General features: G+C 36.9%; 17 protein-coding genes. 9 read left to right on the forward strand and 8 right to left on the reverse strand.

All coding sequences use genetic code 11. The annotated features are described in order from the left end of the window. Window positions 1–126 precede the first annotated feature (126 nt). The 3 genes from ORI89_RS16025 to ORI89_RS16035 form a co-directional block, all read right to left on the reverse strand. Window positions 127–582, reverse strand: coding sequence for a hypothetical protein (locus tag ORI89_RS16025; protein ID WP_268231525.1), 456 nt, complete (start codon window positions 580–582; stop codon window positions 127–129). A gap of 22 nt (window positions 583–604) precedes the next feature. Then, complete coding sequence (locus tag ORI89_RS16030) at window positions 605–889, reverse strand: hypothetical protein (RefSeq protein WP_268231526.1); 285 nt, start codon at window positions 887–889, stop codon at window positions 605–607. 183 nt (window positions 890–1,072) lie between these two features. Further along, complete coding sequence (locus tag ORI89_RS16035; protein WP_268231527.1) at window positions 1,073–1,351, reverse strand: hypothetical protein; 279 nt, start codon at window positions 1,349–1,351, stop codon at window positions 1,073–1,075. 495 nt (window positions 1,352–1,846) lie between these two features. On the opposite strand from ORI89_RS16035, the gene ORI89_RS16040 reads away from it, so the two are divergent. Beyond that, window positions 1,847–2,731, forward strand: coding sequence for an OmpA/MotB family protein (locus ORI89_RS16040; RefSeq protein WP_268231528.1), 885 nt, complete (start codon window positions 1,847–1,849; stop codon window positions 2,729–2,731). A 99-nt stretch (window positions 2,732–2,830) separates the two neighbouring features. Here ORI89_RS16040 and ORI89_RS16045 read toward each other — a convergent pair whose 3' ends face one another. From ORI89_RS16045 to glsA, 3 genes are all read right to left on the reverse strand, one after another. Next, entirely contained in the window at window positions 2,831–3,052 is a 222-nt protein-coding gene (locus ORI89_RS16045) for a hypothetical protein (protein ID WP_268231529.1), read from the reverse strand. 78 nt (window positions 3,053–3,130) lie between these two features. Continuing rightward, complete coding sequence (locus ORI89_RS16050; RefSeq protein WP_268231530.1) at window positions 3,131–3,928, reverse strand: alpha/beta hydrolase; 798 nt, start codon at window positions 3,926–3,928, stop codon at window positions 3,131–3,133. 306 nt (window positions 3,929–4,234) lie between these two features. Continuing rightward, window positions 4,235–5,236: a glutaminase A gene (gene glsA / locus ORI89_RS16055; RefSeq protein ID WP_268231531.1), complete on the reverse strand. Its 1,002-nt coding sequence runs from the start codon at window positions 5,234–5,236 to the stop codon at window positions 4,235–4,237. A 316-nt stretch (window positions 5,237–5,552) separates the two neighbouring features. Between glsA and ORI89_RS16060 the strand changes: the two genes are divergently transcribed. The 8 genes from ORI89_RS16060 (at window position 5,553) to ORI89_RS16095 (ending at window position 16,254) form a co-directional block, all read left to right on the forward strand. Continuing rightward, on the forward strand, window positions 5,553–6,191 hold the full coding sequence (locus tag ORI89_RS16060; RefSeq protein ID WP_268231532.1) for a carbonic anhydrase: 639 nt from the start codon (window positions 5,553–5,555) through the stop codon (window positions 6,189–6,191). Window positions 6,192–6,445: 254 nt separating this feature from the next. Then, the gene (locus tag ORI89_RS16065; RefSeq protein ID WP_268231533.1) at window positions 6,446–7,039 is read left to right on the forward strand and encodes a TetR/AcrR family transcriptional regulator; all 594 of its coding nucleotides are present in this window, start codon (window positions 6,446–6,448) and stop codon (window positions 7,037–7,039) included. Window positions 7,040–7,100: 61 nt separating this feature from the next. Beyond that, on the forward strand, window positions 7,101–8,339 hold the full coding sequence (gene fabF, locus ORI89_RS16070; protein WP_268231534.1) for a beta-ketoacyl-ACP synthase II: 1,239 nt from the start codon (window positions 7,101–7,103) through the stop codon (window positions 8,337–8,339). Window positions 8,340–8,567: 228 nt separating this feature from the next. After that, window positions 8,568–9,101: a hypothetical protein gene (locus ORI89_RS16075; RefSeq protein WP_268231535.1), complete on the forward strand. Its 534-nt coding sequence runs from the start codon at window positions 8,568–8,570 to the stop codon at window positions 9,099–9,101. 166 nt (window positions 9,102–9,267) lie between these two features. Next, window positions 9,268–9,678: a Fur family transcriptional regulator gene (locus ORI89_RS16080; protein ID WP_268231536.1), complete on the forward strand. Its 411-nt coding sequence runs from the start codon at window positions 9,268–9,270 to the stop codon at window positions 9,676–9,678. A 138-nt stretch (window positions 9,679–9,816) separates the two neighbouring features. Continuing rightward, entirely contained in the window at window positions 9,817–11,910 is a 2,094-nt protein-coding gene (locus ORI89_RS16085; RefSeq protein ID WP_268231537.1) for a heavy metal translocating P-type ATPase, read from the forward strand. A gap of 257 nt (window positions 11,911–12,167) precedes the next feature. Beyond that, window positions 12,168–13,415, forward strand: a complete 1,248-nt coding sequence (locus tag ORI89_RS16090; RefSeq protein ID WP_268231538.1) for a tetratricopeptide repeat protein — start codon at window positions 12,168–12,170, stop codon at window positions 13,413–13,415. Window positions 13,416–13,716: 301 nt separating this feature from the next. Then, entirely contained in the window at window positions 13,717–16,254 is a 2,538-nt protein-coding gene (locus tag ORI89_RS16095; RefSeq protein ID WP_268231539.1) for a tetratricopeptide repeat protein, read from the forward strand. 1,888 nt (window positions 16,255–18,142) lie between these two features. On the opposite strand, the gene ORI89_RS16100 is transcribed toward ORI89_RS16095, so the two are convergent. Continuing rightward, the gene (locus tag ORI89_RS16100) at window positions 18,143–20,695 is read right to left on the reverse strand and encodes a DUF3857 domain-containing protein (RefSeq protein WP_268231540.1); all 2,553 of its coding nucleotides are present in this window, start codon (window positions 20,693–20,695) and stop codon (window positions 18,143–18,145) included. Window positions 20,696–21,124: 429 nt separating this feature from the next. After that, window positions 21,125–21,499 carry a DUF3658 domain-containing protein gene (locus ORI89_RS16105; RefSeq protein WP_268231541.1) on the reverse strand — a complete coding sequence of 125 codons (375 nt, stop codon included), beginning with the start codon at window positions 21,497–21,499 and terminating at the stop codon, window positions 21,125–21,127. Between the last annotated feature and the right edge of the window lie 78 nt (window positions 21,500–21,577).

The following is a 21,577-nucleotide window of genomic DNA, read 5'->3' on the forward strand; positions in this document are numbered from 1 at the left end:
AGGTGAGCTTCCAATTTTCGGTATATTCCTTTTCACCTATGACGACCTTCTTTGTCCATCCTGTTGGTGTTATTTCTATGATTACTTTGTTATCCATAGTTTCTTTCTCTTTTAGTAAATAGGGGGTTAATTCAATATTCTGCTAGTCTCTTGGTTAATAACCCAATGATTATTGTGCATTCGGTAGTCCGTTGCCTCGTATGTAATAACCTTGAATCCTAAAGGGCTAAGAACTTTCATGTCTTCATCGCTAAACCATTTTTTAAGACTTTCCAAGCTGTCCGCTACAGATAAGTACCCGACAATACCTTTGTCGTATGGCATTTCTACATTGTGGCATTGAAGCATACTAAAAGCTTTTGTGTTCATTGATCCATGAAATTCTCCATTTGGATGATACCACATGCCACCGCCATCGCTAGTACCTACTCTGTAAAACTTTTTGGAAGCATGCCTTTTTGCTCTAAAGCTGAATATTAAAAAAGGGTAATTAGCCATGTATTCAACACCGTACTTATCAACGTATAATTCTACACTTTGACCAGAAACAGTATCTGTAAAAAGAGAGCATACTCGTTTCATGCTAAGTCTGGACTTTATATTTCTAATTAGCCTTCTCATTGTCTGCCTCCGTTAGATTTAACACTTTTTTGAATTGATTAAACTTTGATAGTTCATAGTTGACATCTTCGGGGTAATAGGTAGCTTCTTTGTTCCATTCTTGGTAGCATTTTTCACAATACCATCTATTAAGAACACAAACAACATAGCCATTGAACGCAGCCTTACTACAACTATCACATATACCCATACCACAAAACTTAGTTGTCTCACTCATTGAGCAGGAAATGACTTTAAATCCTTTCTCGTTTTTAATAATTTTAGCCATTGCTTGCTTTCTTTTTTTCGTAAAACGTTATTGTTAGTTCGGCAATTGATGTGTAGAGGAGTCCATTTAATTCTGTTTGTCCAGTTCTTAAAATTTCATTCACCTTGTCTTTATACATCAAGCTCTCTCTATTTCTTAATCTTTTATTGCAGAGTATGCGTTTGTAAGAGTAGGGGATGAGGTTCATATTTTATCCTTGTTTAAGATCTCTTTAGCAAGAGATACAGTTTTGTTCATTTGAGATGTTTCAGGAGATGTAAACTCTTGTATAATTTCTCCAATAAATCTTGGTTCTGGGGTGATAAACTCGTTTATTGGTTTATTAGGATCTTTGAACATACCTGATGCATTTTTATTCTCTTGAACAATCATTTTCATCCAGTTGCTATATCCATTCGGGTCTTTAGGGTTCCAGTCTAAAGGGATTACGCTTTTTTGAATTTTAAGACTTTTGTTTCTCATGATTATTGGTTCTAATAAGAAAGCCTGATCGGGTTTAGAGAAGTGCAGTCTCCGCCCCCAATCAGGCTAAAAATATCTTATGTTTAAAATTCAGTTTCTGCACTCCTGAATTGTTGATGTTTCAAAGGTGTGAAGAATTTAAAACATAACCAAATGGTTATGTTTTAAATTTATGTAAGTACATGTGTTACAGTTAGATTAATTTACAAATAATTTATTAGGTGTAATTTTTATTGTTTCAACTAATTGGTTTATAGTTGTAAAAGTGGTTTTAGTGATAGGTTGGATACATTTATCATAGCCGCAAATATAGGGTTTATTCTTGGAAATGAAATGTTGATTTTCCTCAAAATAAAACTGACTAAAAACCTGAAGTCTTCTTTCTGCTTCAGAGAAACTAAAGCTTAGTGAAGCCGCATTTAAAATGATAATAAAACGATGTTTTTCACGTTAATTTGTCATATCTTAGAGACAGAAATTAAAAGTAATATCATTATGATTAAAAGAAGAATAGTACCTATAGCTATTTTGTTAGCGACTGTGTTCTTTTCGGCTTGTGGTGTTAGCAAAAAAGTTCACCTTGCTTTGGAGCAACAACATCGAGATTTAGGAGAGCTTTACCAGCAAGGCCAGATGGACCTCGCTGAAAGCCGGGCTAAAGTTAAAAGTCTGGAAGATCAATTAGATTACGAGCGCAAGAATAATGCTTCGTTAAAAGAAGCTTTGGCACGTTTGCAAGGCTCTTTAGATAAGAGTATAACGCAGAACACGCAAGGTAACGTGAATATTTCTAAATTGGTTGATGAAATCAATGCCTCCAACAAATATATACAGCATTTAGTGAACACTAAAAATAAGAGTGACTCTTTAAATATGGTGTTAACTAACAATCTTACACGTTCATTGAGCCGTGAGGAAATGCGCGATGTTGATGTTAAAGTATTAAAGGGGGTAGTATACATATCCTTATCTGATAATATGCTATACAGATCAGGTGGATACGAAGTATCTGAACAAGCGGGAGAGACATTAAGTAAAATTGCTAAGATCATACAAGATTATAGAGATTATGATGTATTGATCGAAGGTAATACAGACACTGACCCTATTTCGAAAACAAATATTCGTAATAATTGGGACTTGAGTACATTAAGAGCGTCTTCTGTCGTGCAAGTATTGCAAAATCAGTATGGCGTGGATCCTAAGCGTTTGACAGCAGGAGGTCGTGGGCAGTATAACCCGGTTGCTGATAACAGTACACCTGACGGTAAAGCTAGGAATAGAAGAACTCAGATTATTATTACGCCTAAACTTGATCAGTTTATGGAACTGATTGATAAAGCTCCTGAAACAACAGAAGCTAGCGAATCTGATTTTTAGCTTTTATTTCCATGCATTAGGTTGTATAAAAAAGGCGTTTGTATATATACAAACGCCTTTTTTATACAATACCAATTTTATGTAATACCAAAACAACACCTAAGGCAATTCGGGCGGTATGCTATTGTTGTTTTGTTTTTTAAGAGCTGCTGCAATTTCTCTCAGTGCTTCATTCTGCTCTCGTATAGCAGCAGTCTGATCCTGTTTGTAAGTTAAATATCTGTTTAATAATACAGATAAAACCCTGTAGAGAGCGTATAAAATGATAGCGACAAATCCGCCCCATACTATATACATGAAAATAATTCCAATACCGAACATAATTAATTGTTTTATTTCTTCAATATTACTTGTTATTTTTTAAAAAACGTATTTTTTTCTTACGCTAATAATTTTGCCTTATTTACTCCACTCTTCGAGTTTTTGAATGAGAATAGGATAACCGGGGTGTAACATATTATGACCGTAGCCCTCAAATTCATAAAGTTGTACCTCTTTATGTCCAGTAAGTTTCAACATACGATCTAGGTATGCATTTTCTTCATAGCGCCCCATCATCTCTAAATCTCTATCGCCTGTAAGCAATAGTATTCTGGGAGCATCTTTTCTTACCCAGTATAAAGGAGCAAGTCGATCTACTATAGGTTGTAACTCTTCGATACCGTTTTCTTTTCGCGCCGTAAAATGCGTGATAGCTTGTGCACTGAATGAGCCTATGCCTAAAATATCATTCGCGTCTATCTCTCGTTGTTGCAGATAGCTTTTGTCCAGTGCCAGCATCAACGCGAGGTATGCACCGGCAGAATGACCAGCAATAACTATTTTGTTTTTATCGCCGCCCACTTTTTCAACTTCTTTAAAGGCCCATTGTACTACATCAGCTGCATCGTTAATTATATCTTCGACCTTAACATGAGGGGCTAGTCTATACCCGGCACCAATTACTGCTATTTTTTTGTTCATTAATTCCGTCGGGATTGTCTTTTCTCCTTGAGTTAAGCCTCCTCCATGAAACCAGATAACTGTTGTGAAGCCCTTACTTTCGTTAGGAAAATAGAAATCAAGTTTACCTTTTTCAAGGCTATAGGAGTCTTTACCCAAAGTATAAGTGATGTCTTTTCGCAGTTCATAAGTAAGTTCTTGAGCGAAGGAGAATGATGAAATAAAAAGGAGCAGTAGGGATATTTTGATATTCATTAATGTACGAAGTTTTTGTATACCGATCAGTTAACAGGATAAAGTTAACATTTTTAAGTATATACCTTTTTCTTATTTTATTGATTTTGTTCTCTTATGTTGTTTACATCCCAAATTTGTTTGCTAAGCGTCGGTATGTTTTATTACTATTATTTATAAGTTATTAGATTGGTTGTATCCCGTAATAGCTATGCATTATTTCTTCGCCACAAAAACACTTCACTCAAAACCATTACAAGTTTTTATGCACAGAATCGGTTTTAAATTGTTGGTTGTAAGTGTGGTGGTCGATGAGGTGCAAGTTCTTTAAAAAATGCTAAGTTCATATTTTTTCGCCAGTTCGAGAATCATTCTGTAGCCCGATAGGGAGTTGCCGTGCGTGTCTAGTGCTGGGCTAAAGACCCCAATCCCAATCTCGTGAGGTACACTGGCAGTTATACCGCCGCCTACACCTGATTTACTGGGAAGCCCCACTGTCCGGGCATATTCGCCGCTGAATTCATACATACCTGCCGTCAACATCTGCGATAGGATAAGCTTAGACAGTTCTCTGTTTTTATAGGTTTTGTCTCCATCATAGCGTGTGCATTCATGGGCAAAGAAATAGCCTATTTTTGCTAAGTCTTCCGCTGTGAGTTCAATCGCACATTGTCGGAAATAATCATCTAGCTGATCTTCTTCACCTGTTATAAGGCCCGTGTTTTTCATCAAATGAAACATGCCTCTGTTGCGGTGCCCTGTTTCCTTTTCTGAATTATATACAGCTATGTTATAATTTATGGTCGGATTTTTAGTTATATAGCGCACCATATCCAAGATTTTTTCGGACGCTTCTCCTTTTACGCCTGAAATCATTGTTGTTGTTAGGATAGCACCTGCATTCATCATCGGATTAAGTGGTTTGCCCATTGTCTCTAGATTGGCGAAATGATTAAAAGGCTTGTCTGTACCAAAATAACCCATTTTGCTAAATACCGTTTCCTCTCCATTCTCCTGTACGGCTATCATTAGGGAAATGATTTTTGATATACTTTGCATCGTGAATTTTTTTTCTTTATCTCCAACACTGATGATCTTTCCGTTTTTATCAACGATGGAAAGAGCTACAGCTTCTGCTTCCATTTTGCTCAGTTCAGGAATGTAATCTGCTACTTTTCCATCTTTATAGTACTGTTTATTTGCCTCCATTATTTTCGATAAAGCTGTGGCTGTTATCGTGCTGTTGCTCTTCTCTTGTCCATATATTGCGGTAGTCGTGCTGATGATCAAGAAAAGAAGTATTGTTTTTATCTTATGTGCGGTCTGCATATTTGTAATAGCGTATGTTTTTATCTTTTATCTGAAATATCCTTGTTAGTATAATGTGCAATTTTATTTTTGTCGTTATATATATTACTTCAAACTTGTTCAATATAGACATTTCATAATATAACGGGATATAAATAGTAAAAATGCAATTATAATGAATTTTAGTTCCATTTAGATCTATGATCCGATTTTGAGTTTATTAATTTTTGTGTTTTGTAATTTTTATATAGCATTATGATCTGTTTTAGATAGTGGCATTTTTTTTGAAACGTGGGCAATAAAATGAACATAATAGTATAACCCAAAATCAATCCCTATGAAAATTGATAGTATTTTCGAGAACAATAAAGCATGGATTAAGCAGAAACTGGCCATTGATCAAAATTACTTTGTAAATTTAGCGGCTGGACAAGAACCCGAAGTTCTTTACATTGGGTGTTCTGATAGCCGTGTTACGGCGGAAGAGCTTATGGGACTTTCTACAGGGGAGGTATTTGTGCACAGAAATATTGCGAATGTTGTTCCTAATACCGATCTCAATTCTAAATCTGTTATAGAGTATGCGGTAAGCCACCTTAAAGTAAAACATATTGTAGTATGTGGACATTACAACTGTGGGGGTATACAAGCTGCTATGGAACATGAATATTTGGGTATTCTTAATCCTTGGCTAAATAATATTAGAGATGTTTACCGATTGCATCGAGATCGATTGGAAGCTATTGAGGATCTGGGCAAACGTTGTGACAAGTTGGTTGAGTTAAACGTTGCCGAGCAGTGTTTGAATGTAGCGAAGATACCCGAAGTACAACAAGCGATACTTAATCATCAATTGGCGTTACATGGTTGGGTATTTGATGTAAGAACAGGAGAATTAATCGATCTGACACAAGATTTTTTAAAAGTTGTTAAAGAAAACCAATTAAAAACAATTAAGATTTATCATGTCAAGTAGTTTGAATAGGGTACAGGCTTTCTAGGCAAGTTATATTTACTATCGTAGATGATTTACTGTTTTGGGGCTGAACTTTTTAGCTTCTTTGACGGCATGTATTAACTTTTGTAAAAGTATTTACCGTGTAATACCGTGACCTGGGATAAAAGGAAACGGTATTTTATTTTTTTAATAATCTTAGAATTTTTAATAAAAATATACCGATAGGTATATTTTTATTACTACCTTAGCTTTGGTATTTGTTCATAATAGTAATGGGTAAAGCTGAAAAGACGCGTCAATATATAATAGAAAAAACCGCTCCTTTATTTAATACTAAGGGTTATGCGGTGACGACAGTTTCCGATATTATCGAAGTAACTGGACTTACAAAAGGCAGTATTTATGGTAACTTCAGAGACAAAGATGAAGTTGTTGTCGAAGCTTATAAGTACAATGTATCTAGGTTACGTGTTGCTATGCATGCTGCTATTGTAAATGAAAGCAGTTCTTTTTTGCAATTGTTAGCCATGGTTGAATTTTATAGAAACGCTTTTGATAAAATTATGCAAGAGGGCGGTTGTCCAATGCTTAATGCTGCGACCGAATCTGATGATCATTTGTTGTTTCTTAAAGACGCCGTACAAGCTAGTTTTATAGGTTGGCATCAAAAGGTGGAAATAATTATCCAATCCGGTATTCATGATGGTAGTTTTAAAACTGATATTGAACCAGCTGCGTATGCTAGTACTTTTATGATGCTTATTGAGGGAGGAATTTTATTATCAAGAACATTGGGCAGTAATACTCATTTATCCATAGCTTTGGATCGGATTATTAGAATAATAGAAGAAGAAATTAAAAACTGATTTTTCGGTTTACCGTACAGGTCTTTTTCCGAAAAACTTGAAATATTTAAAATTGTAAAGAATGAAAAGAGTAGTAGTAACAGGCTTAGGAACAGTTAATCCGTTAGGTAATACTATAGCAGATTTTTGGAATAATGCTGTGGCCGGTAAAAGTAGCGGCGCATTAATAACCAAATTTGATGCTAGTCGATTTCGGACAAAGATCGCCTGTGAAGTAAATGGATTTTCCCCAGAGGTTTATCTGGATAGAAATGAAATTAAGCGTAGCGATCTTTTCACACAATATGCACTTTATGGGGCTGCACAGGCGATAGAAGATTCAGGGTTAGATTTTTCCACGATGGATCCATTTGATACTGGAGTTATCTGGGGTGTAGGACAAGGGGGGATGGAAACTTTTGAAAAAGAAGTAGAGGGGTATGTTTTAGGAGAATATAATCCGCGTTTTAGCCCGTTTTTTGTACCTAAGCTTATTGTAAATATGGCTTCGGGCCTTATTTCAATGAAATATGGTTTGCAAGGTATTAATTATACAACTGTTTCTGCTTGTGCCACTGCTAATACAGCTATAATGGACGCGTTTAATTACATCCGTTTAGGGAAAGCCAAGGTTATTGTTTCGGGCGGTTCAGAAGCTCCAATTACACCAGCTTCTGTTGGTGGTTTCTCGGCTATGAAGGCGATGTCTACAAGACATGATGATCCTGGAACAGCTAGTCGCCCTTTTGATCAAGATCGTGATGGTTTCGTTATGGGGGAAGGGGCAGGCGCGCTCATTTTAGAGGAATACGAACATGCTAAGAAAAGAGGGGCTAAAATATATGCCGAGTTAGTGGGAGCAGCCATGACAGCTGATGCTTATCACATGACGTCTCCACATCCAGAAGGAGTTGGAGCATCTAAAGCCATGTTACTTGCTTTAAAAGAAGCGCAATTACCAACTGAGGCGCTAGATTATTTAAATCTACACGCTACATCCACACCGGTCGGTGATATTGCCGAATTGAAAGCCGTAAATAGTGTGTTTAAGGGATCCAAGAACCTTCATGTAAGTGCTACAAAGTCTATGACGGGGCACTTGTTAGGGGCTGCCGGTGCGATAGAAGCTATTCTAAGTATTAAAAGTATAAATGAGGGCATACTTCTTCCGACCATTAATATTGAAAATCTGGATCCAGAGATTCCCGAGGGGATACAGATTGTCGTTAGCGACCCGATAGAGAAGAAAGTCAGCACGGCTATGAGTAATGCATTTGGTTTTGGGGGGCATAATGCAACCGTTCTTTTTAAGCAAATCTAGCTTCTAATAATATGTTATATCATACCGTTTTCTTTTCCAGGAAAACGGTATTTTTGTTTTATTTGCAAATGAAATATCCATGTAGTACACACTACAAAAATAGGAATGACTGTGAAGCATTATGCACACCAATTACAAGAATCTGTGCATAATATATAATTTGGATATTCCATATGGTTATTAAAAAAACAAACCGAGCTTGCGAGCTCAGGCAGTAATTATACACATATGAATTTAAAGGAAATAATTTCACAGCGTATAGGTTTGAGTACAATATCAAGCATACTTGGGTTTGTGCAAGGGAACAATCTGCGGAAACAAGAACTTTACGATTTGTGCTTTGATTCGAATGATCGAATTTCTTATCAGGCTGCTTGGATTATGACCCATTATTCATCTGCTGATAATCGTTGGTTATATACTAAGCACGATGAACTGATAAACTTGGCTATGCGGTGTGAACATATAGGAAAGCGGCGCTTGTTTCTTACCATTTTATTTAGACAACCATTCCTTGAACCTCTTCGAGCTGATTTTTTCGACTTTTGTATGCAGGGAATATTAGCACGTAAAGAACCTTTAGCCATACAATCTCTCTGTATGAAATTAGCTTATGCAATGTGCTGTACAACTCCTGAGCTACATGACGAACTACGCTCTACTATACAGTTATTAGATGGAGACCTATCACCAGCTGTACGTTCTGCAAAAAATAGCATACTGAAAGCTATGGCAAAAGGCTCAAGCTTGCAAGTGTTGTAAAATAGGTGGAATAGACATCTTTTTTAATAAAGGTTCGTTTTTTGCATGTAGTAAGATATCCAAAATAATATCATAGTTCTGGATGCCATTATATGTTAACTAATAAAACTTTTTTAGAGGACGCGAGCTGATTAATTATATAGACATAAAATATTAATTCCTGTAAATGAAAAAAGATATCGAACAAAAGTTGTTAGCGAAGAATACGAGTCCGACAAGTATGCGAATTTTGGTATATGAACTACTGGAGCAACAGCAGGTAGCCATGTCTTTATCTGATGTGGAAAGACATTTTTATAAGGCTGATCGTGTTACGATCTATAGAACATTGAAAACCTTTGAAGAGAAGGGGATTGTCCATAGTATTCAAGAAAACAACACGAGTAAATATATTCTTTGCCATGATGCATGTGATTCAAAAATGCATAATGATTCTCATTTACACTTTTACTGTAAAGTATGTCAAGAGACAACGTGCAAAGAAGAGTTTATACTTCCTTCAGTTTCAGATCACAAATATAGGATTGATGAGATTAAGCTTTTTGCAAAGGGCGTCTGTGAAAAGTGTTTGAAATAATCTTTGCAATAGCATTGCATGCTATCTCTACTTAACTTTGATAGTAACAGTTGATCAACGGTTATTTTAAAACGACTTAAACGAGCCTTTATGATAATCTGTTCAGAGTGAAGTAAGTTTTAACAAAGTACACAATTTATGAAAAAGTTAAGCACCAATAAAAACACCATATCAAAACTAACGGATACAGGTATGAAACATCAGCATAAATATGATTCTACGGGAAAGCAGCTTTGTTGTACGCTTGAGGATAAAGTCTATACAAATGCAGGCGCAAAAGAGTTAATCAGTCATACTCCTGATAAGCAACGTGTCAATCATGACCATACTGATGATGACGGGCATGACCATTCACATATAGATGAAAATAGTAGTGTTTTCAAAATGTTTTTACCAGCTATTGTTTCTTTAGTGCTCTTGCTTCTCGGTATTACCTTTGATAACTGGCTGCATCAACCTTGGTTTAACGACTGGATACGCGTTTTGTGGTATACTGCAGCTTATGTTCCTGTGGGGGTGCCTGTGCTAAGGGATGCTGTTAAAAGCATTCGAAAGGGAGATGTTTTTTCTGAATTTTTCCTAATGGGTATTGCTACCATTGGCGCATTTGCTATTGGTGAATATCCTGAAGGTGTTGCGGTTATGCTTTTTTATGCTGTAGGCGAAGTTTTTCAAACCTTAGCGGTATCTAGAGCACAGTCTAATATTAAATCCTTGCTTGATCAGCGGCCAGACGAGGTCACTGTTTTAAAAAATAATGTAGCACAAAAGGTAAAGGCCGAAACGGTAGGTCTTGACGATATTATCCAGCTCAAGCCCGGAGAGAAGTTAGGATTGGATGGAGAGTTATTGTCGGAAACAGCTTCCTTCAACACATCAGCTTTAACAGGTGAAAGCAAACCAGATACAAAGTATAAAGGAGAAACAGTATTAGCCGGTATGATCAACCTTAACACTGTTTCGGAGATAAGGGTAACGACAGCTTATATGGACAGTAAGCTTAGTAAAATATTAGAGCTTGTACAGAATGCGACATCGCAGAAAGCGCCTACCGAATTATTTATTAGAAAATTCGCTAGAATTTATACGCCTATTGTCGTTCTGCTAGCGGTTGCCATATGTGTACTTCCTTACTTTTTCATCGCTGACTATCAGTTTAAAGATTGGCTATATAGAGCGTTAATCTTTTTGGTCATCTCTTGTCCCTGTGCACTAGTTATTAGTATTCCTTTAGGTTATTTTGGTGGGATCGGTGCTGCAAGTAAAAACGGGATACTATTTAAAGGAAGTAACTTTTTAGATGCGCTGGCAGATATTCAGAATGTGGTCATGGATAAAACAGGCACAATGACCGAGGGGGTCTTTAATGTACAAGAAGTTGTCTTTGATCCGGCTTATAATAAAGAAGAAATTCTTCAGATGGTCAATGTGCTAGAAAGCCAAAGCACCCACCCTGTAGCTACTGCTATTCATGAATATGTTGGAAGCCTAAATAGTGAAATTCGTTTAGAGAATACCGAAGAAATTGCAGGGCATGGGTTAAAAACGACTGTTAATGGTAAAGATTTGTTGGTCGGTAATTTCAAACTTATGGACAAGTTTGGCGTACATTATGAAGTAGACCCTAACAGCATTGTCTACACGACTATTTCTGTTGCCTATGGTGGTGCTTTTATTGGTTATATAACAATCGCAGACCGCATCAAAGAAGATGCTCAGGACACTATAAAACAATTGCACAAATTGGGTATAAAAGCTACAATGCTTAGCGGCGATAAAAGTACAGTTGTGAAGTATGTTGCCGATAAACTAGGAATTGATCAGGCTTTTGGTGATCTGCTACCTGAAGACAAGGTCAATAAAGTAAAAGAAATTAAGGCTGGGCGCGAGAGTGTTGCTTTTGTAGGTGATGGGGTAAATGATGCGCCAGTGGTAGCTTTAAGTGATGTTGGTATTGCTATGGGCGGTTTAGGAAGTGATGCCACCATTGAAACAGCCGATGTGGTTATACAGGACGATAAGCCAAGTAAAATACCTATGGCTATATATATAGGAAAACAAACAAAAAAGATCGTTTGGCAAAATATTAGTTTAGCTTTTGGTGTTAAAGCAATTGTTCTCGTGCTTGGCGCTGGGGGCTTAGCAACAATGTGGGAGGCGGTCTTTGCAGATGTAGGGGTTGCACTGCTAGCTATTTTAAATGCTGTTAGAATACAACGGATGAAATTCTAGACAATTTTTTGACATCTTATTCAGTTATAATGCAAAAAGGTTCGAAATCCATTAGTATTTCGGCCTTTTTGCATTATAACTGTAAAATTGTTCGTTGTCGTCAAAGTTAGATTTTTTGCTCTCGTGAGCAGATTTCCATTATGTTTATCCCTTGCATTTTTGTTACGTAAATGCTAAATAAAAGTTAATCTTATTTATATTTGCAAATTAATCAACTATTGGCTGTGCACGTTACTATCCAAATTATTTAGCTTTTTATGTTTATTTTTAAGAGGTTTTTGTCAACCTACTTGGCGATGGTTTTCTTCGTGGCCGTGCATGCTCAAAAAATCAGTTCAGATTCCCTGAAAATCGAGGTTTTAGGTCTTAATGATAAAAACCAGCATGAACAATCTATTCTAATCCTTGATCGAGTAATTGCCAATTCAAAATCTACATCTAATGACGTTTATCAAGCTTATTTACTACGTTCATTAACCTACAAAAGTCTTTACAATTATACTGGGGCACTGATTAATTTGGACCTAGCAGAAAAAGCTGCGAAAGGAAGTGACTTTGCTAAAGAAGCCAGTAGCCGTGTCCTTATCGAGAAGATTTTTATTTATTTTGATACGAAAAGAAACGAAGATTTTGATACTGCATTGCAACAGGTGACACCCGAACACTTGCAATACATTGACAGCGAAACGCGCGCTTTTTATGAATGTATTATGGGGCATTTGGAGATGCGTAAAGGTAATTACTCTGCTGCTGATGATTTTTTTGACGCTTGTATTGCGCTTTTGGAAAAAGAAAACCCCAAGCATCTTCCCATCATATATAAAGTAAAGGTAGAGCTCTATAACTTAATGAATCAACAGCAAAAAGCGATTGCTGCTTATGAAACAGGTATGTCCTATGCTGAACAGTTTGGAATAGATATTTATAAAATCACGATGTTGGAGACTATTATTTATTTCTATGCCAGCAACGGTCGCTATGAGGAAGCTTATTTGGCTCAGCTTGAAGTTACCAAGCAGCGTAGAAAATATGATGCAGCCAATCGTAGTGGGCAGTTGAATAATTTAGAGAAAGAGCTACAGCAACAGAGAAATGATATAGAGCTAAAGAATAAAAAAAATATGGGTGTTGTGCTCGTTGCTGTTATCGTACTGCTATTAGCCTTGTTATTTGTTCTTTTCAAGTTCTTTCAGTCGAATAAGCAACGGAGGATCTTGATGGAAAAAGAAGTGGAGCATATGCGGGCACGATTAGAATTTTATATTAAACAGTCAAGTGATGGTAAGCCGGGTGATAATCTTTCTCTGAATTTAGAAAAGTACGATCTTAAAGATAGGCATATACAGATTATCCAATTAATTCGGGAGGGCAAAACAAATAAAGAGATAGGAGGGATACTTTTCATTTCGGAAAATACGGTTAAATATCATTTGAAGGTTATTTATGAAATATTAAATATCGATAGTCGTTCATCACTTCTAAAGAGAAAAGATACCGGTCTTTAATATGCTTTGCACAGTTGCCAGTTTTAAACAATTGCCTTATTAGGTGAGGGGCCAACTTAAACTATATCCAAGTAAATTTTTTTTGCTTAGTTTAGTCTGCAGATATTCTGTAGATCAATAATTTCACGAATTGTTGTACACTCCGTGAATTACTGTTGTTTTAGAGAATATTGTTTTGATCCTTAATTTTTTTTAACGATTCACATAATTAATTGATATTTTTTGATATTTGGCTAGAAGATTGTATCATTATCTTCTCAGTGAAGGTATGTTTGGAAAAACTCAGAAATACGGACGAACAATGATATTGAAAGAAAACAACAGCGGTAATTACTATATAAAGCACCTGATCACTGGAGTTTTTTCAGTGTTGCTAACTATAGGGTATGCGCAGGAGCAGGAAAAGCAGCAGAAAGATACGCGGCAAGGCAGTGAACAGCATGCAGGGCAAGCCCCAGTTATGGAATCCATTGACGTGGTGCGTGATTACCGGCCAATGTTGGCTGATGCCGTAAAGGTGCGCCGAAGCCCAGAGATGGATATCAACCGGCAAGCAATTGACATGGAATTGCGCTATATAGCCGCTGCTACATATTTTGAAAGGAATAGGTTCAAACAAGCTTATAACGATGAGTTGCTCAAACGCCACCCCAATGCTTCGCGTAATAATATTGATAATTACAGAATCAGTTATTTGGCCTACGGAGCAGGGGAATACCCACGTGCGACTTCTATTTTGGAGAAGGTGGAAACTTCTGACGCCTATTATCAAGGCTCCTTAATTACCTTGGGGCATATCGCCTTAGAAACCGGCAATAAACAACGTGCACGAGATTTTTTTGTCAAAGCGATGAAACTAAACCTTGATCCGCTTTTAAAAGAGGATGCGGTGTTTAACTATGCTAAGACTTTACAGGAGTTGGATTCTACCAGTGCTGCACTAGACGTCCTCCAACAGTATCTTAGTAAGAAATATGTAGGGAGAACTCCTGGTGACAAAAAACCAGAAAGTGCAGAAGAACTTTCGATCGAAGTTTTGTTGGGTACAAGTAACTTCCATGCCGGGGTGAGCCTGCTAGAATCGTTAAACAACCGTGGGCGCCAAAGTGATATGACCTATCAAAGGGCAACGTATTACCGTGGTTTAGAGTTTTATAACGAGCGTGCTTTTGAAAACAGCATATCGATGTTTATGCGATCTGAAAAATTTCCAATCGATGCAGAAATGGCAGCTTTGGCGACGTATTGGAAAGCAGAAGCGATGTACGAAGTGCGCAAATACAAGGAGGCAGTTGAAAACTTTTCCCAATTTCTTAGCTTGCCCGTCGCTCGCCGCACCGATGTATATAGTTTTGCGCATTATGCGTTAGCTTATGCGGCATTCCGAAGCAATAGCTTTAACATGGCAGCTGAGTATTTCGAGCGCTTTCTGGCAAGCGAGGGTAAATCGCTAGAAGCAAGTGTGCGTTATGATGTGATTGCCCGTTTGGGAGATTCGTATTTGAGTGTGCGAAATTACGGACAAGCCAAACGGCATTATGAAGAGTTAATTAAAAGTAAAGCTCCGAATCAGGACTATGCTTTCTTCCAACGCGGTATTATCCAAGGGTTGCAAGGCGATAATGAAGCGAAGATTAGCACGCTCTCATCGGTTGTAAAACAATTCCCGAACTCGAACTATGCGGATGATGTGGCTTTTGAAATTCCCTATACGTATTTTACTATGGGAGATTACGACACCGCGATCGAAGGGCTGCAACAGATGGTCAAACGTTACCCTAGAAGCAGTTATGTTCCCCGCGCACTGATGACCATTGGCCTTGTACAATACAATAAGGGGGATGCTGAAGCAGCAAAGGCTTCTTTTCAGAAGATCGTAGAAGAATATGCTACCACGGATGAAGCAGCTCAGGCGCTTCGTTCCATTGAAAATATTTATATAGACGAGGGAGATGCTACGGGTTATATTCATTATGCGCTCGGCGCCAATCTCAAAAATCTGAGTCCAGCAGAGCAGGATAACTTGATTTTCCAGACAGCCTATTCTCTGTTTGGAAAAAGACAGTACGGGCCTGCTGTGGAAGCTGTCAATGCATACTTTGATAAATTTCCAAAAGCCAGACAGGAAAAGCATGCCCGTTATATTCGCGGGGTGAGTTTGTACCATACCGGACACCCGCAGGAAGCACTGCATGATCTGAATATTATCCTGAACGACTGGACGAGCAAATACACGGAGAATACTTTACTGACGGCGGTGGCTTTATACATGGATCTTGGACAGTACAATGAAGCTATCGTGCATCTTAAAAAGCTGGAAATTAACTCTGAATTTAAAGACAACTATAGTTTTGCGTTAACCAACCTGATGGTCTGTTATTATGAAATCGGAGATTTCGATCAAGTGGCCAAGTATGTACAATTGATCAAGAATTCGGCTCGATCATCCGAAGAAGACATAGCCAAAGCACATTTGTACAGTGCACGAGCTTTGTTAAAAGAAGGAAACAAGACATCTGCCATGAAAGAGTTCAATGCAGCGACAATGAAGAGCCAATTGGCGGTTGGTGCAGAGGCGCGTTATCGTATGGCGCAGCTGCAATATGACAATAAGCAATATGACAAAGCCCAGGAAACAGCTTTTGATGTCGTCAATAATATGGAAGAGCAGGACTACTGGGTAGCGAGAAGTTTTATCTTGCTTGCAGATACCTATTCTGCCAAAGGCAATAAACTTCAGGCGAAGAGCACGTTGGAAAGTGTTATTGAAAATTATGACGAAGATGATGATATCATTCCTGCAGCAAAAGAACGCTTAAAGAAATTGAACATGAAATAACAGGCTCGTCTCGTAATGTCATTTATGACGCGCAATCTGGGCTATCTATCCATGGAGTTCTGTAGTCAACTAATATTATTTTCTGCAGAGCCCATAAATATGGCATTTTGTATGGCTTTATTTTTCATGCGATGTTTTTTTGAGTCTGTTGTAGCTGCAGGTTGATTTGGCCAGTTTGATAGATGGAGAAAGAACCGCTAGATATTTTTAAACACAGTGATATATTCCATACAGTATCTGATCCGATGATTAATGATTCTTACATAGCCATGTTGTCTTATGTTTTTAGAGCAATAACCTACTATTCCTGTCCAACCGCTGTATATTTCACGTTTAAATCTTACTTTCTAAGATGTGAGCTCACATCTTAGAAGGCTATGTCTAGTAAACGAACAGCGACTGTGAGAGATTTCGTTGCTAGCTGCAAAAACCTGCTCATATACACGTCTTACAACTATGTTCTGGTAGTATAAATAGCCGCTAATGCTGAGAATATGGTCATTCGCGCAGCATACATAGCCGCTAACGTAACATACTTAGCTCATTTTGTGATTACATGGCCTTGTTGTAATGTGTAAATCAGCCTATGTATGTTGTTTTTGCCGTCAATGTTTTTTACATAGGGCTTGTTGTCTTGATGTTTGTGGGGTGGTGTAATTACAAAAACGGCCAAACGTTGCAAAATGGGGCAAAGAATTATTCATTGAGGGCTAAGTATGTTGACTTAGCAGACAAAATAGTATACATAGCCGGCTAAGTCATTATACTTGGCCGTTCATGTAAAGGCCTTACTGTTCATGTATGTCTTCAAAATGGACCATTTAGTAGAGATAGTCTCTTTTTAAGTCTGTTTTATCATGTTGTTAACACTCTTTGAACAGCGATTCAATTATAACTATATTACTCCTTTTAGAGATAAATATCTCCTAACATTTTTGTTTTCGTTTAGCACAATATTATGTTTTTTTTATAATTGGTTTGCATCTGATTTAGGGGGTAATAATCCTCAAAACCAAGAGTATAGATCTGAACAATACTACTAATATAAGGATTGAAGAAACAATCGCTCTGGCTACTGTTACCAATAAAGGCCGCCATCAACCATTACATGTTTGCGGGGAGAATTCTGTTTATATAGGGCAGACTACATCTTTGGTAGGATAAAAAAGAAAAGCACAAGTAGGGGGTATAGGATAAAGAAAATGCTTGTAGTAATAATAAGCCACCTATAACTTTTTTCCAAAAATTCTTGAGCTTTTGCTTCACTAATTTCTATTATGTTTCTTGCCTTTATCACATAATAGAGAGCCAAAGCTCCTGTAAAGGGAAAGCAGAGAAAAAGTAGTAATGAGAGAATCAAATATACTGTACTCGTTTTTTTTATATCCATTCCTTTTTTTATAAACAATTAATAAAATCTGCTAGAACCCATCCAATTGTACAAGCTTCTGAAAATATATTTGCTATATCAAAAGTAATTTCTTTCCAATTACCTTGGTTTTAAAAAACTTTATATTCGTTATTGGTAGCGTTCTAAATAAGTGACAAAGGCGATAATTTTCTATAGCAATGATTGTTACATTTAATTTGTTGAAAATCAATCTACAGCCATGATAAATATACAGATTTTTTTTCAGACTCTATCCCCGATATCCATATCTGGCTGATATCTTATTATACTGTCATATAAAAAAGAGGTTGGATCCATGTATTAAAGAGTTGCACTTTGAATGCGAAGAAATTTAACTTCTCGCTATGGCAATATCTTTCGTTATATGCGTGCGTTCTACAAAAGGCGTTTAAGCCGTGTAGAAATAAGATTCTACCACTAGCTGTTTGTCTCACTATATGTGGCGATAAATAAACTTTCTTTTTAAAAGAATGGCATTCATTTGTTGTTGTTTGCTTTTATCACAAATGTACCTTTTACACGAGTTGATTTAAATAGATATAAAACCCATGTGATTCCCAAAATCATCGTTCTAAAAAAAGCTATATATTCTTTAGGTGTAATCACTTGTTGTTTGAAAATTATGAAAGCTATCATTGTATCTAATAACACAAATACCACTTGTACGATCAGTGTCATTAATATAGTTTGTGGAAAGATATCACGTTTTTTTATCAATAAGTAGAGGCAATATCCGTACATAAAGAGCAAGAAAGTATTAATAATAAACTCAAAAATTAATAGAGAACCAAATAGTATTTGTGAAATACCGAGGTGGGCACCCCATGTGCTCCATACCGATTCGTCGAATAAATAGAGGGTTATTGAGCTAAAGAAGATACTAAATAAACTTAAACAAAGAAAAATCGCAAGTACAATTAACCATCCCCCTATGGAGTTATAGCTTGGGCTATCGTATAGATATATTATTGATGTTGCTGTTCGTCTATGATAGAATTTAAAAATTATCCAGGTGAACAAGCAGAGTAATGCTATAAATGATATTGTTGGCCAACTGTTTACTTGGTTTTGCGTTTTCGATCCTATTATAAAGCCATCGTTATTTATATAAACTGCACTAGAGAAAATATTGTCTAAATCCGAAAAATCTTCTATAAACTCTTGGGTTTGATTTTCTTTCACGTAAGTGTCGTGAAAGCCTAACCTGAAAGCTATTTTTAATGTATCGTTGCTTACTGTAATACTTTTGCCATAATGATAGCTATCCCTAGAGACAAAAATATTACCTTTAATATTTGGAGCATTTACGCCGTCAGGGTTAACTATGTAAACATCATGCTCTAGCATTAATGGGTATTCTAATACGATGGGTGTTGTACGAGCTTCTATTATTTCTGGAACATATTGGCTCAAACCTGTTGCATATACTGACACTGCTAATCTATTGGTTAGCTTTTCCACCTCTGCTATTTTTTCAACCTTGTAAGACTCCTTTATGCGCAATATATTGTTGAGCTTATCATCTTCAATATTCAGTGGAGATAACTTCTTTATTTGTTTATAAAAGTTTTGATAATATTCAAGGTTAGATTTTTCAATTTTATTTTTCGCTATCTGTGTTAGTTGAATTCTTATGATATCAGCGCTTGATCCTGAGTGTGTTGTGAGAACATTTAAGGTGGCTGCCCCATTTTTCTCAAGTATAAAACGTTCTTCAATGCGGGTTTTACCTGATACAATTTTCTCCGTACTGTGTATTTCCCCTCCTGGTTCTATATGAAGTACTTTTCCGTAGAAGGGAAAATAACGTTTACTTATATGGCCGCCTTGGTTGCTAATAGTAGGGTCTATGTATTGTCCACGATCATTAACCATAAGATAAACTACCATATGATTGAAAGCACCGGGTGAGGGTAAATAAGCTTCTAGATTATATTCCTCTAGAGAATTTACAAGCACAAGTTTGGTCTGTATTCCCTTATGTCTTAGCATGGTGGACATTAATACAGATTTGTCTTTGCAATCACCATATCTTTGGGAAAATACCTGTTCTGGCAGATTCGCTTTATGCGAATACTCGCCAACTTCAACACCCATATATCGGATTTCGTTCTGTACGAAATCAGCAACTTCTCTGACGTAGGCCATAGAATCTCCTTGTGCCCTTTGCCATAGCTCATCTGCAAACTCATGCAGCCTTCCTTTGGTAGATAAGTTTGGTATTGGATTGATCTCGTCTGCCCATTTTGCGACATCTGCCCATTTCTCAAATTCGGAACACTCAATACGTTGTCTAGTTGGGTACCATGCAGGTGTATTAAAATCATGTGGAATATGTTCCGTATTTGTCTCTTCCCAATAGTAGCTTATGGCAGAGCCCAAATCCTGTTCTTTAGGGGGAGCTGCTCCTAGAAAAGTTTTAAAATAAAGTTTACGATGCTTAGGAACAATATAGTTGATATGTATAGCTCCAGTAGGTTCGAGCCCCTGTAATAGATAGCTGTCATAAAAAGATCCTTTAAATACAGGATTGAAACCTTTTATTGAAAAAGAGAGTACAATTTTATCATTCTTTCTGAGATCATCTATTAATAGATATGCAGAATAAGTGCCGTTATATATAAATCGAGATAATTCAGTCTCATATGCCATCAATTTAAATTTCTGTAAGTCCAGTCGATCAAGTTTTTCTCCATCACGTAGGACATATAATTCATGTAAAATTAATGTTTGGTATTGAGGAACAAAGCTAATGTGAACTTGCCCCGCACTTTCTGCACCAGTATTTTCTGTCAAAACCTTTTTGGTGCGGTAGAATTTTGTTTCTGTATTTAGATCGACTTGATATTCCGTAGACTCTAAGTAGTAACCATCATTTATATCCTGTAGGTCAGGTATTTTGGGTTGCAAGTTTGTTGGGCGTATCCAGTTAGGTACAGGCTTTTTTGTTAATGATGGACTTTCTGCAAAGCATATTATTTGTAATAAAATACAAAAAACAGTAACTGTAATGGTCTTAATAAATTTCATCGGTTCAATTAGCTAGATAACGAATATAATAATAACCTTTATGATAAAAAAATGTCACAAAGTATAGTTTCTAAATAGTAAGATATTTGGGTAGTCTTCACTTTTTCTTACGACTGCAGTATGCTCGTAGGCTCATCCTTGGGTGTTCCTTGGGTTGTTGCTGTGTGGTGGTAGTGTTAAGCAAGGGTCTGTATGGGGAATGTGCTGGAAGTGCTACTGTTTTGCTACAATGTATCACTCGGTCTCAGCACGGAGATGACTCGGAGTCAATACGGAATCGATAGCTCTGAGACGCATTTTCGACTGGTTTTACATGCCTTTATCAAACATACATGAAAATACTAACTTTGTGTACATCAAGTTTATAATTATTTTTTATATATCTTATAGAGTCCCTCAGTTTAAATTTTCCGTACTTGAAACAGTATATTACCTCTTCCTTCTCTTCGCTCGGAAATCTTTATTTTTCCATTCTTTCCGAGCTGGTTTTAATCTGTGAAAAAGGAATATATCCCCTGTAGGGATGTCGTTATAGTCTTCCCAGATGTCACACATGGCACAGCCCAATATGTAAGCCGATGATTGATTAGTTGCGGTACATCTGTTCAATAGATATTGGTCGAAGAAAGATTCACTACCTTCAATCAGGTTGCCGTTTTTGTCAAAGATACGGATAGCACTGTCGTTTGTTTGCAATGTAGACCATAGCGAGGCAAAAGATTGGATTTCTTGAGCATTCATTTCCTCAAAGTTAGGTGCTATATCTAGTAGATTTTGCATATTCATAACTACTTCACTATCCATCAGTTTAGAGTCTGTGTCATCCTTCTTTTTTCAGCACTTTTTTGTAGCGGATATCGACCTGCTCGTCCGTAGGTATAG

This window comes from Sphingobacterium sp. UT-1RO-CII-1 (assembly GCF_026711005.1).
Classification (GTDB): domain Bacteria; phylum Bacteroidota; class Bacteroidia; order Sphingobacteriales; family Sphingobacteriaceae; genus Sphingobacterium.

Excerpts from the sequence above, each read along its gene's own strand:
- ORI89_RS16095 (WP_268231539.1), top strand. The coding sequence starts at position 13,717 with ATGATATTGAAAGAAAACAACAGCGGTAATTACTATATAAAGCACCTG.
- ORI89_RS16025 (WP_268231525.1), bottom strand. The coding sequence starts at position 582 with ATGAAACGAGTATGCTCTCTTTTTACAGATACTGTTTCTGGTCAAAGT.
- ORI89_RS16090 (WP_268231538.1), top strand. The coding sequence starts at position 12,168 with ATGTTTATTTTTAAGAGGTTTTTGTCAACCTACTTGGCGATGGTTTTC.
- ORI89_RS16035 (WP_268231527.1), bottom strand. The coding sequence starts at position 1,351 with ATGAGAAACAAAAGTCTTAAAATTCAAAAAAGCGTAATCCCTTTAGAC.
- ORI89_RS16045 (WP_268231529.1), bottom strand. The coding sequence starts at position 3,052 with ATGTTCGGTATTGGAATTATTTTCATGTATATAGTATGGGGCGGATTT.
- ORI89_RS16065 (WP_268231533.1), top strand. The coding sequence starts at position 6,446 with ATGGGTAAAGCTGAAAAGACGCGTCAATATATAATAGAAAAAACCGCT.
- ORI89_RS16060 (WP_268231532.1), top strand. The coding sequence starts at position 5,553 with ATGAAAATTGATAGTATTTTCGAGAACAATAAAGCATGGATTAAGCAG.
- ORI89_RS16085 (WP_268231537.1), top strand. The coding sequence starts at position 9,817 with ATGAAAAAGTTAAGCACCAATAAAAACACCATATCAAAACTAACGGAT.
- ORI89_RS16030 (WP_268231526.1), bottom strand. The coding sequence starts at position 889 with ATGGCTAAAATTATTAAAAACGAGAAAGGATTTAAAGTCATTTCCTGC.
- ORI89_RS16080 (WP_268231536.1), top strand. The coding sequence starts at position 9,268 with ATGAAAAAAGATATCGAACAAAAGTTGTTAGCGAAGAATACGAGTCCG.
- fabF (WP_268231534.1), top strand. The coding sequence starts at position 7,101 with ATGAAAAGAGTAGTAGTAACAGGCTTAGGAACAGTTAATCCGTTAGGT.
- ORI89_RS16040 (WP_268231528.1), top strand. The coding sequence starts at position 1,847 with ATGATTAAAAGAAGAATAGTACCTATAGCTATTTTGTTAGCGACTGTG.
- ORI89_RS16075 (WP_268231535.1), top strand. The coding sequence starts at position 8,568 with ATGAATTTAAAGGAAATAATTTCACAGCGTATAGGTTTGAGTACAATA.
- ORI89_RS16050 (WP_268231530.1), bottom strand. The coding sequence starts at position 3,928 with ATGAATATCAAAATATCCCTACTGCTCCTTTTTATTTCATCATTCTCC.
- ORI89_RS16105 (WP_268231541.1), bottom strand. The coding sequence starts at position 21,499 with ATGGATAGTGAAGTAGTTATGAATATGCAAAATCTACTAGATATAGCA.
- glsA (WP_268231531.1), bottom strand. The coding sequence starts at position 5,236 with ATGCAGACCGCACATAAGATAAAAACAATACTTCTTTTCTTGATCATC.
- ORI89_RS16100 (WP_268231540.1), bottom strand. The coding sequence starts at position 20,695 with ATGAAATTTATTAAGACCATTACAGTTACTGTTTTTTGTATTTTATTA.